A 15,742-nucleotide genomic window follows, 5' to 3' on the forward strand; every position below is an offset into this window, starting at 1 on the left:
AGCGCCGGCGGGAGGTCGCGGCCCAGGTCCTCGCGGTCACCTCGACTCCGCGGCCTCGAGGCGCGCGGTGAGGTGCGGATTGGCGGCGGTGATGTCGTCCAGGAGCTTGCGGCTGGGCTTCCACAGGCGCTGCGATCCGGTGGCGTAGACGGGCTCGGGGAGGGGCTGGACGTGCGCGAGCTGCCAGTGGAAGCAGCCGTGCTCGGACCAGCGGGTGCAGGTGCCGTCGTCCGCGTGGATGCCTGTGAGGTCGGCGACGGCGACGACGTGTCCCTGTACCGGTTCGTAGCCGTCGGGCAGCACCGCGCGCACGTGGGGCAGGGTCAGGGCCCGCCTGTCGACGGTCTGGCCGCCGTGGATGAGGAGCGTGCCGCGCCAGTGGGTGCTCCACACCCGGTTCTCGATGCGCTTGGCGATCTCCTCGTCGGTGAGGGCGATCAGGTCCGACCAGGGCGGCTGGATGGTCATCGCGCGCATCTTGGTGGAGTTCGGGTCCGAGGCCGGGGCCTGGTGGCGGGAGCTGATGCTCTGGCCCAGCAGCTCGAAGTTGAGGCGCTGCTGCTCGGCGGTGAGCGGCGCCGGCCGTTGGGGCGCGGTGAAGAGGGCACCGGTGGGTTCGGCTTCGTGGCGGGCCCGGGCGTAGAGGCGGGCGTCGTAGGCGTCCGCGATCGTGACGGTCACCGGGACTCCTCCGGCTCAGGGTCCGTCTTGAAGACGGGGGTGCGGCCGACGGCGATCAGCAGGACCTGGAGGGCGGTGCCGGGGTGGCTGTGCTCCTGGGTGGCGGGCAGGCCGCAGGAGAAGCAGTCGGCTTCCGCGCCGGCCCAGGCGACGTTGCAGCGTCCGCACAGGAAGCTGGGACCGCGGCGGGGCAGGGGACGGCGGCGCCCCAGGCCGATGGCGCGCATTCTGGCGGCTGCGGCCTGGCGGGCTTTGCGGGTGGGGGAGTGGGCGGGGCGGGGTCGGGACGGCATGATGAGGGTGCTCCTCTCGCCTGCGGGCGCGATGGTGTGGCCCGGGACGGCCGGCTGGTTTCTCAGGCCGAAGGCGGCCGTCCCGGGGCGGGTTCAGGTCGGGGTCCTGGCGTCGAAGCGCAGGGTGTGAGCCAGGACGATCGGGGTGAGGGCGAGGACGTCGTCGTAGCGGGGGTCGATGGCTGCGCCGTCGCGGGCGGCCTGTTCGGCCGGGCTGTTGGCGAGCTTGCGGGCGGCCTCGCGGGCGAGGTACGCGCTGGCAGCTTCTTTGATCACGTAGCTGTGGCGGGTGCTGGCCTCATCGAGCAGGCGGAAGGTCACCAGCCACGGGTCGGAGTGCATCGCTTCGTCCGTGCACGGTCGGCGTCAGCGGGCCCTAGAAGGGCGGCTCAATGCTGGTGTGTGCCGGGTCGGCGTAGCTGCTGGATCGGATCCGCAAGCGGTAGTCGCAGTCGATGGGGGCGCCGGGGGCGGTGTCGAGTTCGTCCAGCAGGACGATCAGGTGGTCCTCGTCGACCAGCTCCACGCTGAGGTAGGTGCCGCAGGAGCAGGGGGCGATGAGGGTGAGGACGTGGACCAGGTCGCCGTCCTCGCCGAAGCCTTCCTCGCGGCGGGTGTAGTGGAGCCACCAGCCACGCAGCCCGTCGGCGGAGCCGAGGTAGGTGACGGCGGAGGCCATCAACTGCGCGTCGGGTACGGGCGGGTGGCCGGTCCAGGACATGGCCTGCACCACGGTGTCGAGGGTGTCCGGGAAGGCGCCGGTGAGTACGGCGTCGGCGTTGAGGACGGCCTGGAAGGCGGCCTCTTCGTCGTGCTGCTCCTCCCGCTGGGACAGGTCGAATTTCTGCACCCGCTGGTGCAGGGCGACGATCGGCTCAAGGCCGGTGTCGTTGTCGTGCGGACGGTCGTCTCGGTTGTGGAGGGCGGGGGCGAGTTGAAGAACGGTCATGAGGGGTGGTCCTCCGCTCGGGATCCTGCGTAGGGCCGGTCGGGTCTGTCCGGTCCTCCGCACCGCCCCAACCCGTGTGCGGGGTTGGGGCGGCACGGGCGGCCGTCAGCTCAGGCGGCGGCGTTGTCCATGCGGAGTTCGGCGAGCGCGATGCCGTACGTCGCGCAGGCGCCGGAGCAGAACTCGCGGGCGGGCTCGGTCGATCCGCTCACGTGGACGAGGACCCAGCCGCGCTGGGGGATGCGGTCGGCCTGACCGCAGCCCTCGGTGGGACACGGGGTCCGTACGGCGGTGTTCGCCTCGGGGCGGGAGGTGCCGGCGGCGAACTTCCCGCCGTTCCACTTGTGCTGCCCGGCGGCCCGGGGCGCGCGACCGGCCTGCCGTGCCTCGGACTTGGCCTGTTCGTCGTCGCGCTTGGCCTGCAGGCAGCCGCACGCTTCGGTGGCGGGGACCTTGCGGCGGGTGTGCTGGCGGTGGCCGCGCAGGGTGCCGTGCTCGATGCCTTCTTCCTGGCCGCTGAGGCTCACGGGGTTGCTCCTTCCGGAGTGGTGGGGTTCGGGCGGGTGGCCGGCTGCTGGTTGTCCATGAGGGCGAGGAACTCCCGGCCGAGGTCGACGTCGGCCAGGAGCACCCGCAGGATCGAGGCGAGGCCGTCGCGTTCGATCGGGTTGAGGCGGTCCCAGACCGCGTGCGCGTCGCGGTGGGCGCCGACGGCCTTCAGGTAGTCGGCCTCGGTGCTGACCGTGCGGTTGGCACCGCACCGGCCGCAGCGGAAGACCGCTTGGTCCCATCCCTGCGCTGCCGTGTTGAGGCGCGAGGCCCCGCTGGCGCTCACTTCTCGCCCCTGTCCTGTGAGTCGAGGTGGGAGGGGAGTTGGGCGAGCAGCAGACGCAGGGTCCGTGCCATCACCACGGTGGGTTCGGTGAGGTTGCCGCAGGACAGCCAGTGGGCGAGGTCGCGGTGCCCAGAGAGGTCCACGGTGTAGATCGCGGTCGGCGTACGCCCGTCGCCACCGTCGATCCACGCCTGGAGGGTGATGCGGCCCGTCTCCGGGTCGGGGTCGGCGCCGACCGACCGGCCCGCGCCAGTGTTCGTGAGGATCGCGGCCGGAGCGCCGGGCCCCATGGTGGGCTCCCACGCCTGTCCGAGTCCCGCGCGCAGGGCGGCGGCGAGGCGTTCGACCGGGTCCAAGGTCGGTTCGATAGGGGGTGTGTTCACGACCGGACCGCCTCCGTGTACTGCGTCTGGCGGTCGTCGCCCTCGGGGTCAGCTCCGGCCTCCCAGTCGGCGGCCTCGTGGTCGATCTCGCCTTCGTAGCCGCAGCCTTCGCAGATCAGACCGTCGCAGGTCTCGTGCTGGCCCTGGTAGGCGCGCAGCAGGTCGGTGGCGCTGTAGGCGGGCACCCAGGCCGGACCACAGGGTTCGTCGTCGTCGCGGTCGGTGTCGTTGGGGCAGGGCACCAGGACGTCGAAGCCGAAGTTGCCCTCGCCGTCGGCGTCGTGCCGGTAGGCAAGAGTGAGGAAGTCGCCAGCGACTTCCAGGACAACGACACGGTCGTTGCCGGTGACGAGGTCGGAGCCGTCCTTCCAGGCGGCCAGGCGAGCGATCTCCGGGCCGAAGTAGCGGCGCAAGCGCCAGGCGTCGCCCGGCTTGACGCCGCCGTCCAGGCCGAGCTCGAGGCGCCGGGTGTCGCTGACCCGCTGCAGCAGCGTGCCGAGCCGGCCGAGACGCTGGATGCCGGGGGTGAACTCGGCGTAGTCGAAGCCCTCTTGCAGCAGGCGGTCGGGGGAGGCGGTGGCGACCATGGCCTGGTGCTGAGCGCGGACGGCGGCCTCAGGCACCTGCTGGTCACCGGTGCGGGAGGCGTTGCGTTCCAGGCACACGCTCAGCGGTGTGGGCACGATCAGGGCGACGGTGGGAACGCCGTAGCGGCGTGCCGTGGCCAGGAGCGTGGCGCGGTCTTCGGGGTTGATGGAGGTCGCGTCGATGACGGAGGTCAGCCCGCGGCGCAGGCGGGCCTCGAGGACGCGCAGGAGGGCGAAGACGGCGTCGCCGGTGGCGGACTGGTCGCCGGCGGAGTCCGAGACCAGGGCCCTGTAGTGGTCGAGGCTGAGGACCTGGGTGGGCGCCCAGGTGCTGGCCAGGGTGGACTTGCCCGAGCCGGCTGGGCCGATGAGGACGATGACGGCTGGGTCGGGGAAGTCGGTGTCGAGGAACGATGTCACGGTGGGGCTCCCTGCGGGAACGAGGCGCTGGGTGGGCGCGGGACGGTCGGCGGGGCTCACTTGGCGGCCGCGATGGCAGCCGCGACGGTTTCCACGGTGTGGTGGAAGGCCTGGTCCAGGGCGTAAGCGCCGCCCAGGGGGCCGCCCAGCTGGTAGAAGTTGCCCTTGCCGGTGGCGTCCGCGACGGCCTTGAGGTGCATGCGCCGGTCGGCCCACCAGTGGGTGCCGGCCGACAGGGCGAGCGCCGCGGCGACCCAGCCGGGCTTCAAGCGCAGGCCGAGCACGCGGGATCCGGCGTACAGGACGGCGGCCTGGGTGGCGGTGTAGGTGGCGACGTGCGCGGTGCACGCGATGCGCCCGGCCCGGCTGGACTGGCCATCGTTCCCGTCGTGCTGGCCCTTGGTGACGGCCTGGTGGTCGGACTGGATCCAGTGGTCACCCAGGTCCGCGGCCATACGCATCAGGGCGTAGACGGCGGCGAAACGGGCGGCTCGGGGGCTGTGATCGGTCATGCTGGAGGTGCTCCTCATCTCGTTGTTCGGGCTGCGGGAGAACGGGGGCGGCCGCAGGCGTTCTTGGTCGGATGCGGCGGCCGCCCCCGGGCGTCACTTCGTGGTCGGGGCGTGCGGGTCGGGGACGCTGGCGCACTCGCCGTCGTCGTGCGGGACGCGGCCGTGCGTACGGCGCAGGTCGGTGAGGATCTCCAGCAGGTCGTCCTCGTTCTCCAGCTGGAAGTCGACGTAGCCGGAACCGCAGGCGCAGGGCGCGATCAGCGTGAGAACGTCGCGGGCACCGTCGTCCTCGCTGATGTCGAGGGTGTGGTGCAGCCAGAGACCGCCCTCCAGCCAGGCGACGGCGCTCGCCTCCAGCCGGTTGTCCTTCACCGGGATCTGGCCGGCCCAGTCCTCGCCGTCCAGGACCTGGCCAACGGTGGCGCCGTAGGCGTTGTAGACGTGGTGGGCGGCGGCGATCTCTGCGTCGTCGCGCTGCTCGGCCTCGGTGTAGGTGTCGAGTTCGCTGACCATCGCGAACAGGCGGGCCAGCGGGGAGGCGTCGTCCAGAGCGGGGGCGATGACGGGTTCGAGGATGTCGGTCACAGGGTCTCCTTGGTGCGTCCGGGGATCGGGCCCATCTGCCCGGTCCTCCGCACCGCCCCAGCCCCGGTCGGGGGTTGAGGCGGCGCAGGGGGCCGTCAGGCGGCTCAGGCGCACGCGAGGGCGGGGGCGTTCGTTTCGAGAGCGGTGCCGAGCAGAAGCGCGCGGATGCTCTTCTCGTAGTCGCCTCGGCAGATGCGGTCGTGCATCAGCTGGCCGGCGGTGAGGCACCAGGCGCGCAGGCTGATCGACTTGATGGCGTCCTGGTCGGCGCCCACGGTGGTGAGGGCCTTCTCGGCGGCGGCCCGGGAGAGCTTCTCCGCCACCTCCTTTGCTGCCTCCCGCCGGGAGTAGCGCGCCCTGAAGTGCACCCAGCTGCTCAGCGCGTAAGTGTCGTCCAGGCGCTCAGCCCAGGCGTCGTACCGCTGGCGGGTGCCGTCCGGGTCGGCCGTCCACTCCGCGGCCCACTGCCGGGCGAGGTCGGGCAGCTGACGGTCGATGAGGTCCATGACCTTCTTGCCGCGGTGGCCGAAGGCCCGCCAGATCTCGGTTTCCTCCACGACGCGCAGCTGGTGGGCGAGCAGCTCGTGCCGGTAGTACTGCCCGCCCCAGGTGTGTGTCTCCCCGAGCGGCTCGACGATCCACAGCCGGACCGGCCACTGGACCGGCCACTCGCAGCGGCGGTCCAGGACCTCACCGACGCCGCGCTGGGTGTAGGTGCGGAAGTAGGAGAACGCGCTCTCGTCGAACCACTTGTGCTTGCCCGGACTGGGGTGGTCGACGACCTGGCCCACGTGCTCGGCGAGGTTGACAGTCGTGTACGCGCCGGTGGAGCCGCTGGTACGCGGAACGGTGCCGTCGGGCATGGTGACCATGTAGTGGTGCTGCGGCTGGTTCACAGTTGGCCTCCGAGGGGCTCTGGGGTGGGCCGGACTGTCCCGGTCCTCCGCAACGCCCCAGCCCGCGGACGGGTTGGGGCGGCACGGAAAGCCGTCAGGCTGCGGCGCGTTCGACGACGGGGCGGTGCAGGTCGCGGTGGTGGAGGGCGACCTGGTGGCCGCGGCGGCGAAGGCGCCGGGCCAGCAGGTAGGCCGTGACACCGGCGCGGTGCTTGCCTCCTGCGCAGCCGACGGCGATGTGCAGCGGGTGCTGTCCGGCGCCGGGGCCGCGGGCGTAGGCCTGGGTCTGGGCGACGGTGGCGGCGAGCAGCTGCTCAATGCCGGGGGTGCGCTTCACGGCCCGGATGACCTTGCGGTGGCGGGCGGTCAGGGTGCGCAGGCTCGGGTCGAAGTGCGGGTCGCGGAAGTGCTGGCGCAGGTCGAGGACGATGTGCGCGTCAGCGGGCCGGGGACCGTGCAAGTGCCCGAACGAGGTGATGCGGATGTCCATGAGGGTGGCCTCCGGGCTCAAGACGGGCCGGTGGCCCACGGGTCGTCGACGTCGCTCCCGGACGGGCGGACGGCTGCGGGGGAGGGCCGTTCGGCCGCTTCCTCGTCCTCCTCGTCGTCGCCGTAGCCGTCGGCGGCCTCACAGCCCAGGGAGCAGTAGGACCCGGCGTGGAAGAAGGGGGCGCCGCACAGGGCGCACTCCTTCTCTTCCGGCTCCTTCGACCAGTCGATGACGATGCTGGGGTCGATGCAGGCGGGGCAGCGGCCGTCGGCCTGGTCCCATACACCGCCGATGCAGCCGTCGGCGCAGTTACTGCGGAAGGTGCAGCCGCACTCCCGGCACATGATCTTCGGGGCGGGGGAGGGTTCGGCCGGCATGGCTGCGGTGAGGGTGTCCCACAGGAGGGTGCTGGGGCCGAACCGCGGGTCGGCGAGGGTGATCTGAAGGGCGTCCGCGACGGCATCCACGGCGTGCGGGAGCTTCGGCCACATCGCCTTCAGGTCCGGCAGGCCGAGGGCCTGGCCGAAGAGGTTGTCGGCGCCGTCGCCGGTGGTGACGGTGATCCCGGTGCCGGGACCGTCGTACTCGAAGTCGAGCCAGTCGTTGAGGGCGATCTCCAGGCCGGCCTTTTCGGCGGCGTCGACCAGGCGGCGGATGAGAGCCGGGTCGGTGGCGAAGCCCTGCACCGCCGCGCGCTGCTGCAGCTGCCCGTCGACGAAGCCGGCCTGCGCAGCCTGGATGAGGAATCCGGCGCGGTTGGCGGTGGCGAGGGCCGTGGTGTGCTCAGCAAGGGCGGGGTGGGGGCGGTGGTTCGCGCGGTGACCGGGGAGGCTGCGCACGGTGCCCTCCCACCAGGCGGCGGTGACCTTGCCGAGGTCGGTCAGGGTGCGGGCGGCCTGCCAGCGGGCACGGTCGGCGCGGCTCATCCATAAGCGCCTCATGCGGTTCCTCCAAGCGGCGGTGGTCCGAAGTGGTGACCCGGCCCGGGCGCGATCACGGGCACGCCCGGGCCGGGCGGTGCTGGCCGGTCGGCCACCGCCGGCCCCGGCGCCCGCTGAGCGCGGTGGTCGGGGCCGACAGAAGCCGGCCGGGTCAGCTCTTGTGGACGGCGCCGTTGTGGGTGCTGGTGCGGACGTCCAGGTCCTGGCGGCCGCGCACACCGCGCAGGGTGACCGAGCCGTTGTGGGTGCGGGCCACGATCCCGCCGGTGGCACGGGGGGTGGCGGCGAGGTTCAGGGTGCCGTTGTGGGTGATCACACGGGCGTCACTGCCGCTGTAGCTGCCGATCATGGTGTGGCCGTTGTGGGAGTCGATGTCGACCGACTCCTGGATGGCCTCGAAGGTGTAGTTGCCGTTGTGGCCGTCGATCTTCGCCCGGCCGACGACTCCGGCGCGGACGTGCCCGTTGTGCGTGTCCATGCGCAGGGCAGCCAGCGGGCCGTCGACCTCGAGGTGGGCGTTGTGCGACTTCACGCTGACGCCGGACCCGGCCGGAAGGGTGACGAGGACCTCGATCGGGCTGGAGGCGACGCCGCCGGAGACGCCGCCGATGGTCATGTTGCCGTTCCCGTCGATCGTGACGCCGGTGAGGTTGCCGTAGACGACGCCGGCGCTCTGGAAGACCGTGGTACGGCCGCGACCGGTGTTGATGATCTGGGTGACGCCACCGGTGCCCTCCATCTCCGGGACGATCACGGTGAGCCGGTCCCCGTTCAGCGAGACGGTGCTGCGGCGGACGGCGTCCGCGGAGGGGCCGGTCTTGTCGTCGGTGCGCACCGTGGCGGTGGGGACGGTCGCGCGCGGGTCGACGGTCACCTTGACCGTTCCGGACGGGCAGGTGACGTCGGCGAGATACGGCCGCCCGGTGGGCGTCTCCTGCCGGTTCTGCTCGTCCGCGGGCTTGGTGGTCGCGACGCCGGTCTCGCTCTTGAGCAGGGTGACGAGCTCGGCCGCGGCCGCGGCGGGCATCGCGTGCTCGCGCATCAGATGGGCGGCGGGGTCCTGACCGGTGGTGATGGCGCGCTGGTAGGTGGCGCGGAAGCCCGGCAGTTGCTTGTTGAACATCGCCTGGATGAACTCCTGCGCCCACGACTCGCCCTGCGTGCCCTGCGCGACCATCTGCGTGACGGCCCGCTGGAACTCCTCCTGCGCCTGGTCCTCGGGCAGGGCGGACGCGATGGTGATGAACAGGTTGGTCGCCATGGCGGCCGTGGGCTCGCTGACGCCGTACTCAGTCATGAAGTCGCGGATGAGTTCGTCACGTTCGGCGCCGGTGAGGCTGGCGAGCTGGTCCTTGCTGAACACGGGTTCTCCCCCCGGTTGGGTGTGTTGGGTGTGGTCGTCGCGCAGAGCGGTCAGGCGGCCTTCGGGGAGGCCGGCGGGATGTAGGAGCTGGGGTGGGCGGGCGTGCCGTCGTGGCACTCCAGGCAGATGCCGAGCGAGGTACGCAGGCAGCCGTAGTAGCGGCGGCCGCACTCGGGGCAGGTCTGGCGGGCGGCCATGGCCTTGTCGAGCGCGTATTCCTGGGCGAGCGTCATCGGCCGGACCGGCTTCGCCTTGGCGATCTCGTAGAGGAAGCCGTTCTTCGGGCCGAGGGTCTCGACTTCGGCGACGACTTCCAGGCCGCGGATGCTGAGGCCCATCGCGCGCAACTGCCGTTTGGTGGCGAGTCCTTCGGGTGCCTGGTTGCGCTTGTAGACCGGGATGGTCAGCTCGGGCTCGGTGGGGGCGTACGGGTCGACGTCGACCAGGTCGTCGTTCTCTTGCGGGTCGAAGTCGCCTGCACGCACGGGTGTCCCCTCTCCGGCTGAGTTGGTGTTCTCGGTCGGTGCACAACCACCATGCTGTAAACGAGTTTCTTCTGTCAACAGGTTTACAAGCGAAAGACGTTGACAGGTGGCGCGTGGGGCTTGATCCTCGAAGGCATGACGAACACAGCACCCGCCGCTCAGCACGTCGGCGTCACGGAGATCGGAGAGATGCTGAACGTCAGCCGCCAGCGGGCCAACAGGCTCGTGGCCAGGCCCGACTTCCCGGCACCGGTGGCCCAGACGAAGGCCGGCCGGGTGTGGGAGAGGGCGGCTGTCGTGCAGTGGGAGAAGGGCTGGGACCGCGACAACGTCGGCGGCCGGCCCCCGAAGAACACCGCCCAGCAGTAGGGCGGGCAGCCCACGGTTCCCACATTTGAGAATCGGGCGCCGCGTACGAGGTGCGCCGCACGGATCTTTCCGTGCGGCGCACCGGTGTTTCACGCGGGAAACTCCGCCCGGCTCAGCGGCGGGCGGCCCGGGCGGCGGCGTCCCGCATGATCTTCTTGCCGTCGGGGTGGGCGTTGACGGCCGCGATGATGGCGTCCGTCCAGGCCCGCAGGCCGCTGTGGCCGCGCTGCGCCTGGTCGCGCTCGGTGTGGGCCTGCGCGAGCTGCTGGGCGAGGGTGGGGCAGGTGCAGGCGTCGGCGTCCGGGTCGTGCAGCCGGGAGATGCATCCGGGCACCAGCCAGCGGGTTCCGTCGGGTTCCTGTACCCAGTAGCAGGCCAGCGGAGGCCGGGGCCTGTTCGTCTCCGTGCCGTTCAACACGCCTTCCTTTCCGGGTCCTGGCCGTTCTCCGCCCGGTCCGCGCGCGGGGCGCGGGCCGGACAGGCAGCGGTCAGGGTCAGTTCAGCGACGGCGGCTGCGTGGGGTCGTACGGCTGGTACGAGGGCTTCGGTTCCGGGTGGTGGCAGTGGATCTCGGCGCGGACCTCGGGGGCGGGCGGCGTCTGGTTGTGTACGTCGACGTTGATGAAGGCGGCCGGGGAGAGGCTGATGCCGCGCAGCGCCAGGACGGACAGGGCCGCCCAGGCCAGGACCGCGATGCCGGCGGCGACCTCGCGGCCGGGGCTGGGGGTGCCGATCCAGACCATGGCGACGGTGGCCGCGCCCCACGCGGTCCAGGTGAGGCGGGCTCCGCCGTTGCGGAGGTAGCCGAGGATGAACGCGACGACGCCGACCGCCTGCCAGGTGCTGTAGGCGGTGGTGGCGTCGACGGGCAGCGCCTGCGTGCGGGTGGCGAGGTAGGAGCGGACCGGCTGGTCGATGGTGGCGAGCAGGCCGGTGTGGTCGCCGGTCGGGGCGGACCAGGGCAGGGCCCGCGCCGCGTCGATCACGCTGGTGCCGATGCCGTACAGCGAGAAGAACGCGGCCGCGGCGACGGCGAGGACGATGACGGTTTTGATCCATCCGGCCATGAGCCGCCAGCCGTAGGTGGGGGCCATCCGGATGTCGTTCAGGCGGCGGCCGAGCCAGCCGTGTTCGCCGCTGAACTGCTTCCACCAGCTGTAGGCCCGAGCCTGGGTGGTGGGCTTCTGCTGGCGGTCGGCGCGGGAGTGGGGGAACGGGGTGACGCTCATGGTGGTGTCGCCTCTCGTGGTCAGCGGGACGGGCTTGAGCTGGGGGCGGCGGGCGCGGTGTGCGCCGGCCTGGGCGGGTCGGTTTTGGTCGCGGCGTCGCTGCTGTGGGTGCCGATGTAGAAGCCGCCGATCAGGCCGAGGATGAGCAAGACCTTGTGCCGGTTGGCCTTCCACCAGGTGGGCGGGGCGGGCTCGGTGAGGACACCTATGACGGCGGGCGCTTTCGCCAAAGCGACTGCTCTCCTTGTGGGTTGTCCGCAGGCACTGCTGCGGCGGGGACGGGGTGCTGGGGAGGCCCGGTCGGCCTGTCCGGCCCCCGGAGCCGCCGCGAGGGGCGGGGCGCCGGAGGCCGGGCGGGCAGGCCGGGTCAGGTCGCCGGCGCGGGGGTGGGAGCGGCGGCGCAGTCGCGGCACAGGTACTGCCGCTCGGTGCTCAGCGGGTCGGTTAGGACGCTCGTGCCGATGGGGGTGAGGGCGTCGCAGCCGTCGCAGCGGGGGCCGAGCAGCTCGCGCAGCTGGTCCAGTTGCTGGGCGAGCTGGGCGCGTTCGCCGGGGAGCATGTCGCCGACGATGCGGCGGGCGCCCGGCAGGTCCTCGTTCATGACGGCGTACAGGGCGGCGGTCTCGGTGAAGGCGGTGACGGTGGGAGGGTTCATGCGCCGCTGCCGATGGCGATGGTCGGGATGGTGCCGACGGGCCAGCAGGGTCCGGCGCACGGGGTGCGGTCGGGCAGGTGGTGGGGGTGGAGGATCGGGGCTCCGTTGGCGGCGTGCATGCCGCGGTAGCGCCACACGATGCCGGGGCGGCGGCGGTCGTCGCTGGCGGGCACGTAGTCGGCGTCCAGGTCGAAGGTGCGGGCGGTGGCCGGGTCGGTCCACGTGCCGGGCTGGTCGGTGACCTGGCTGAGCAGGCCGCTGCCGGGGTCGGTGTAGCGGTTGACGAGGCCGTCCAGCTGCGCGCGGATCTTGTCGGCGTTGGCGCGGATCCAGTCGGGGACCAGGTGCTCCTGGCCGCGGGGCGCGTAGTGGGAGGCGCTGTCCTGGGGGTCGGCCTCGAGGGCCTGGTCCAGGTGGGCCATGGCCGCGACCAGTTCGGTGACGACGGGTGCTTCGATGCGGACGACTCTGGCGGCGTGCTGGCAGTAGCGGATCTCGGTGGGGCTGAGGGGGGCGGTGGTCAACGAGGGCTCCTTGCAGGCGAGTCGGGGTGGGGCCGGGCGGCCTGTCCGGTCCTCGCCCTGTGCTGCCGCACGGGGGCGGCGATGGGGGCGAGGGCCGGGCGGGCGGTCCGGATCACGGCGTGGCCGGGGTGACGCTGTCGGCGGGCGCGGTGTGCGCGGGCGGCGTGTTGGTGGCGGCCGGGGCGTCGGTGCTGTTCTGGCCGAGCAGGAAGCCGACGATCAGCGCGAGGACGGCGAGGACCTTGTGGCGGTTGGTCTGCCACCAGCCGGGCTGGGGCGCGGGCTGGAGGGTGAGGACGGGTCCGGGCTGCTGCTTGGGCATGGCGGATCGCTCCTTGGCGAGGTGGAGGGAAGGACGGTGCGGGCAGGCCGGTCGGCCTGGCCGGTCCTCGGGGCCGCCGGGGGCGGGCCGAGGACCAGGCAGGTCGGCAGGACAGGGGTGGTGGGGTTACTGCTTGTTGCGGTTGCCGTCGCCCCACTGGATGTTCACGTCGCCGCCGCGGCCAATGAGCCGGTTGCCTCCGGTGTCGATCTGCGGGGCGAAGACGACGGTCGACGGCTCGCTGCCGGTGCCGTGGTCGCTGCCGGTGTGGCCTGCGGCCTTGGCGAACAGGGAGCGGGCGACGGCCATGCCGCCGAACAGGATGACGGCGAGGACCAGGGCGACCTTCCAGAGCATGTCGAGCACGTCCACGAGGCCTCCCAGGGCGGGTGCGGCGATACGGAGGGCGACGGCGCCTCCGAGGGCGAGAGCGGTGATGCTTCCGGCGACCATGCCGATCGCCTTCGCCCAGGAGGGCATCGGCTCGCGGGGCGTGGCGACGGGAACGGGGTCCAGGCGGTGTTCCACGGGGCGGCCCCAGGCGATGCGGCCGTCGGGGAGCTGGACCTGGACGGAGCCGGGGACCGGTACCTGGTAGAGGGTCAGGGCCGGGGCGGGCGCGTGCTGTACGACCTGGTGGTGCTGGGGGGCGGGCTGCCAGATCGCGGTGGGCAGGGCGGGGGTGCGGGGGCCGACTTCCTGGTCGACCAGGTGCTGCTCGGTGTTCATCGGGCGCTCCAGGGGAGTCGGGTACGGCCGAGGCCGGCCCCTCGGGGGAGAAGGGACCGGCCTCGGTGGTGGGGCGGGGTGGGTTGCTACAGATCGCCGTGCTCGGCGGCGGCGTCCAGCTCCGCGAGGGTGGCGTACTGGCGGGGGAGCCGGGAGCAGCCGCGGATGCGGACGCCGGCGGCCCGGCCGCTGGTCATGAGTTCGGTCAGCCGGTCGCGCTCGGGGCCGGACAGTCCAGCCAGGAGTGCGGGTGCGTCGTCCAGGACGACGGTGAGCGTCGGGGCCGGGGTGGGCTCGGTGCCGAGGCGGGCGGTCCTTTCGCGGACCAGGGCGGTGGCCTGGTCCAGGAGCCTCAGTGCGGTGGTGGGGGTGGGGTCGGTGCTGGGCATGGGCGTTCTCCTTCGGGTCAGGCGGCGGCCATGTAGCCGTCGGCGTGCTCCTTGTGGATCCAGGCGCCGTGGCCGATGTTGACGACCGGCACGGCCGGGTCGTCCTTCATCCGCTTCAGCGCGGTGCGCACCTGCGGGCCGGTCATCTGCAGCGACTTGGCGATGATCGCCGGGGGTGCGGGCTTGCCGTGCTTGTGGAGGAAGGCGACGATCTTCCGCGTGGTGTCGGACTTCGCCGCCGCATCGGGCTGGACGGCGTCGGGCACCTTCTCCATGGACGGCGCGGCAACGGCCGTCCTCCCGGGCTTCTTCGCCGGGGCGGGGGCCGTGTCAGTGAACCGGTCCGGGTCGTAGGTGTACTGCTCGCCCGCGTTGCGCAGGCGCAGCATCAGCGCGTGCTCGTCGAGGATGTGCCGGAGGATCGGCAGGGCGTCGATGCTGTCCTGCTCGATGCCGGTCGTTTCGCCCTCGTGGGCCAGGCCGAAGGGGTCTTCGACGTACGGGGCGCGCCACATCGCGGCCCGGTTGTCAGGTCCGGCGAGGTAGCCGAGTCCGCCGGTGCCGCTGCCGTCGTTGAACTCCTTCGGGATGGCGCCCGGGTCGACCCCGGCCAGGGCGCTGCCGGCGGCCCGCTTGCCGGTCGCGGACGAACCGGAGCGCAGGACGGCGTTGTTGCCGCCCTGCAGCAGGTCGCGGATCAGGGTCTCGCCGCCCAGCTCGCTCGCGTTCGGCGACTGGTTGGCGAGGCGGAACTTGATGCCGACCTTCCGGGCTTCCTTCGCGAGGTCCCCGATGATCTTTACGGCTTCCTCGCCGTACTCGGGGTCGTTGAGCAGGTCGTGCGCCTCGTCGAGGGTGACGGAGATGAGCGGGTCGGGATCGCCCGGCACGAAGAAGGCGCGGCCGACGCGGGTGCGGCCCTTGTCGTCGACCCACTTCATGCGGTTGTAGCGCTGGCCGCGCTCCTTCATCAGGGCGTGGATGGCGCGCAGCACGACGATGCCGAACGCGTTGCCGGGGGCGAACACGCAGACGCCGTCGGGCCAGTCCGGCAGGGACAGGCCGGCCTGCGGGTCGATGACGATCGAGCAGACCAGCGGGCTGCGCCGTTCGATGCCGAGCAGTCCGTCCAGGAGGCGGGACTTGCCGGAGCCGGTGGTGCCGGTGACGAAGGAGTGCACGGCGCCGGATCCCGGCAGGAAGAACCGGTAGTGGGCGGGCTCGCCGTCGTAGTAGATGCCGATCGGGGCGAGTCCGGTCTCCGGGTCCAGCACGTGCTGGGGGCCGAACAGGGTGCCCTTCTTCAGCGGGTTCTCGGTGAACACGCTGATGCGGCCGCGGCGGGGGCCGAGCTGCTCCATGGTGATCAGGTCGAGGTCGTCGATGTCGAGGGCGGAGGCGGTCTCCACCAGCCGCAGCTCGAACTTCTTGTTCCTCGGCAGGAGCACCTCCGCCGTCCAGCCGCCCTTGGGCAGGGCGACCGGCGAGATGAGCTTGCTCTTGGGGTACGGACCGTCGGAGACGGCGGCGTACTCCATCCAGTCCAGCATCTGCCGGGTGAGCTCCGGGGTCTTCGCCGCCGGGCGCCGTCCCCAGCGCCGCCACGCCCAGGCGCCGTAACCGAGCGACCAGGCCAGCGAGGAGCCCCACCAGGGGTTCTCGCCCCACTCGGGTCCGCCCACGCTCGCCATGGTGGTGAGCAGGGTGGAGCCGGTCAGCGGCATGGACAGGCCGATGTACCGGTCGTGTTCGGCGGGCAGGGTGCGGGCGGGCCGCCACTCGCCCTTCCACTTGACCAGGCCCGGGACCCAGCCCCACGCGCCGGCGGCCGCGGCCCCGGCGAAGCCGAGGGTGAGGGCGGTCTTCCAGCCGTCGGGCGTGGCGGACAGCAGTTCGCCGGCCGGGCCCATGCTGGCGGCGGTGGCGGCGAGGGTGAGGCGGCCGCGGTTGTCGAGTGCCCACTGGGAGAGGGTGCGGGACTGCTTCTTGCCGGTCGCCGCCTGGGCCGTGGCCGGGTTGGTCTGCGCGGCGAGGAAGGCGGCGAGGTCGACGTACTGGGGGGTGGGGTTCTTCGGGGCGCGCACGGCGGTGATCCCTTCATGCTC

Annotated in this window: 25 protein-coding genes; 1 reads left to right on the forward strand and 24 read right to left on the reverse strand. The window is 72.3% G+C overall.

Features of this window, described 5'->3' with window-relative positions; all coding sequences use genetic code 11:
• Nucleotides 1-36: 36 nt before the first annotated feature.
• The 15 genes from N8I87_RS43565 to N8I87_RS43635 all read right to left on the reverse strand — a co-directional run bounded on the left by N8I87_RS43565 (nt 37) and on the right by N8I87_RS43635 (nt 9,420).
• Nucleotides 37-681 (reverse strand): ASCH domain-containing protein, encoded by a 645-nt coding sequence (locus N8I87_RS43565; protein WP_263217446.1) that lies wholly within the window; start codon nt 679-681, stop codon nt 37-39.
• The gene (locus tag N8I87_RS43570; protein ID WP_263217448.1) at nt 678-974 is read right to left on the reverse strand and encodes a hypothetical protein; all 297 of its coding nucleotides are present in this window, start codon (nt 972-974) and stop codon (nt 678-680) included. Before N8I87_RS43570 ends, N8I87_RS43565 begins: the two co-directional genes overlap by 4 nt.
• A 93-nt stretch (nt 975-1,067) precedes the next feature.
• Nucleotides 1,068-1,316, reverse strand: a complete 249-nt coding sequence (locus N8I87_RS43575; RefSeq protein ID WP_263217449.1) for a hypothetical protein — start codon at nt 1,314-1,316, stop codon at nt 1,068-1,070.
• Nucleotides 1,317-1,350: 34 nt separating this feature from the next.
• On the reverse strand, nt 1,351-1,923 hold the full coding sequence (locus N8I87_RS43580) for a hypothetical protein (protein ID WP_263217451.1): 573 nt from the start codon (nt 1,921-1,923) through the stop codon (nt 1,351-1,353).
• Between the two features lie 110 nt (nt 1,924-2,033).
• Nucleotides 2,034-2,450, reverse strand: coding sequence for a hypothetical protein (locus N8I87_RS43585; protein WP_263217453.1), 417 nt, complete (start codon nt 2,448-2,450; stop codon nt 2,034-2,036).
• Nucleotides 2,447-2,758 carry a hypothetical protein gene (locus N8I87_RS43590; RefSeq protein ID WP_263217455.1) on the reverse strand — a complete coding sequence of 104 codons (312 nt, stop codon included), beginning with the start codon at nt 2,756-2,758 and terminating at the stop codon, nt 2,447-2,449. The genes N8I87_RS43585 and N8I87_RS43590 overlap by 4 nt, the downstream gene beginning before the upstream one ends.
• Nucleotides 2,755-3,141: a hypothetical protein gene (locus tag N8I87_RS43595; protein ID WP_263217456.1), complete on the reverse strand. Its 387-nt coding sequence runs from the start codon at nt 3,139-3,141 to the stop codon at nt 2,755-2,757. Before N8I87_RS43595 ends, N8I87_RS43590 begins: the two co-directional genes overlap by 4 nt.
• On the reverse strand, nt 3,138-4,148 hold the full coding sequence (locus N8I87_RS43600; RefSeq protein WP_263217457.1) for an ATP-binding protein: 1,011 nt from the start codon (nt 4,146-4,148) through the stop codon (nt 3,138-3,140). The genes N8I87_RS43595 and N8I87_RS43600 overlap by 4 nt, the downstream gene beginning before the upstream one ends.
• A gap of 56 nt (nt 4,149-4,204) precedes the next feature.
• Nucleotides 4,205-4,660 carry a transcriptional regulator gene (locus tag N8I87_RS43605; RefSeq protein WP_263217458.1) on the reverse strand — a complete coding sequence of 152 codons (456 nt, stop codon included), beginning with the start codon at nt 4,658-4,660 and terminating at the stop codon, nt 4,205-4,207.
• Between the two features lie 93 nt (nt 4,661-4,753).
• On the reverse strand, nt 4,754-5,245 hold the full coding sequence (locus N8I87_RS43610; RefSeq protein WP_263217459.1) for a hypothetical protein: 492 nt from the start codon (nt 5,243-5,245) through the stop codon (nt 4,754-4,756).
• A gap of 104 nt (nt 5,246-5,349) precedes the next feature.
• Complete coding sequence (locus N8I87_RS43615; protein ID WP_263217460.1) at nt 5,350-6,141, reverse strand: hypothetical protein; 792 nt, start codon at nt 6,139-6,141, stop codon at nt 5,350-5,352.
• A gap of 94 nt (nt 6,142-6,235) precedes the next feature.
• On the reverse strand, nt 6,236-6,631 hold the full coding sequence (locus N8I87_RS43620) for a RapZ C-terminal domain-containing protein (RefSeq protein WP_263217461.1): 396 nt from the start codon (nt 6,629-6,631) through the stop codon (nt 6,236-6,238).
• Between the two features lie 17 nt (nt 6,632-6,648).
• Nucleotides 6,649-7,557, reverse strand: coding sequence for a DUF6919 domain-containing protein (locus N8I87_RS43625; protein ID WP_263217462.1), 909 nt, complete (start codon nt 7,555-7,557; stop codon nt 6,649-6,651).
• Between the two features lie 166 nt (nt 7,558-7,723).
• On the reverse strand, nt 7,724-8,935 hold the full coding sequence (locus N8I87_RS43630; protein ID WP_263217464.1) for a DUF4097 domain-containing protein: 1,212 nt from the start codon (nt 8,933-8,935) through the stop codon (nt 7,724-7,726).
• Nucleotides 8,936-8,985: 50 nt separating this feature from the next.
• Entirely contained in the window at nt 8,986-9,420 is a 435-nt protein-coding gene (locus N8I87_RS43635) for an RRQRL motif-containing zinc-binding protein (RefSeq protein WP_263217465.1), read from the reverse strand.
• Between the two features lie 135 nt (nt 9,421-9,555).
• Here N8I87_RS43635 and N8I87_RS43640 point away from each other — a divergent pair, with 135 nt between their 5' ends.
• A complete protein-coding gene (locus N8I87_RS43640) occupies nt 9,556-9,789 on the forward strand; it encodes a helix-turn-helix transcriptional regulator (RefSeq protein WP_263217467.1) in 234 nt (77 codons plus the stop codon).
• Nucleotides 9,790-9,901: 112 nt separating this feature from the next.
• Here the strand turns inward: N8I87_RS43640 and N8I87_RS43645 are convergent, their stop codons facing one another.
• From N8I87_RS43645 to N8I87_RS43685, 9 genes are all read right to left on the reverse strand, one after another.
• Nucleotides 9,902-10,204: a hypothetical protein gene (locus tag N8I87_RS43645; RefSeq protein WP_263217469.1), complete on the reverse strand. Its 303-nt coding sequence runs from the start codon at nt 10,202-10,204 to the stop codon at nt 9,902-9,904.
• Between the two features lie 79 nt (nt 10,205-10,283).
• Nucleotides 10,284-11,018, reverse strand: a complete 735-nt coding sequence (locus N8I87_RS43650; protein WP_263217470.1) for a hypothetical protein — start codon at nt 11,016-11,018, stop codon at nt 10,284-10,286.
• A gap of 20 nt (nt 11,019-11,038) precedes the next feature.
• Nucleotides 11,039-11,248 carry a hypothetical protein gene (locus tag N8I87_RS43655; protein WP_263217471.1) on the reverse strand — a complete coding sequence of 70 codons (210 nt, stop codon included), beginning with the start codon at nt 11,246-11,248 and terminating at the stop codon, nt 11,039-11,041.
• A gap of 137 nt (nt 11,249-11,385) precedes the next feature.
• Nucleotides 11,386-11,673: a hypothetical protein gene (locus N8I87_RS43660; RefSeq protein ID WP_263217473.1), complete on the reverse strand. Its 288-nt coding sequence runs from the start codon at nt 11,671-11,673 to the stop codon at nt 11,386-11,388.
• Nucleotides 11,670-12,197 carry a hypothetical protein gene (locus N8I87_RS43665; protein ID WP_263217474.1) on the reverse strand — a complete coding sequence of 176 codons (528 nt, stop codon included), beginning with the start codon at nt 12,195-12,197 and terminating at the stop codon, nt 11,670-11,672. The genes N8I87_RS43660 and N8I87_RS43665 overlap by 4 nt, the downstream gene beginning before the upstream one ends.
• Before the next feature lie 112 nt (nt 12,198-12,309).
• Entirely contained in the window at nt 12,310-12,519 is a 210-nt protein-coding gene (locus N8I87_RS43670) for a hypothetical protein (protein WP_263217476.1), read from the reverse strand.
• A 126-nt stretch (nt 12,520-12,645) separates the two neighbouring features.
• Nucleotides 12,646-13,248 (reverse strand): hypothetical protein, encoded by a 603-nt coding sequence (locus tag N8I87_RS43675; RefSeq protein ID WP_263217477.1) that lies wholly within the window; start codon nt 13,246-13,248, stop codon nt 12,646-12,648.
• Nucleotides 13,249-13,334: 86 nt separating this feature from the next.
• Nucleotides 13,335-13,637 carry a hypothetical protein gene (locus tag N8I87_RS43680; RefSeq protein ID WP_263217479.1) on the reverse strand — a complete coding sequence of 101 codons (303 nt, stop codon included), beginning with the start codon at nt 13,635-13,637 and terminating at the stop codon, nt 13,335-13,337.
• 17 nt (nt 13,638-13,654) lie between these two features.
• Nucleotides 13,655-15,721: a P-loop NTPase family protein gene (locus N8I87_RS43685; protein ID WP_263217481.1), complete on the reverse strand. Its 2,067-nt coding sequence runs from the start codon at nt 15,719-15,721 to the stop codon at nt 13,655-13,657.
• Nucleotides 15,722-15,742: the final 21 nt, after the last annotated feature.

Source organism: Streptomyces sp. HUAS 15-9, assembly GCF_025642155.1.
GTDB lineage: Bacteria > Actinomycetota > Actinomycetes > Streptomycetales > Streptomycetaceae > Streptomyces.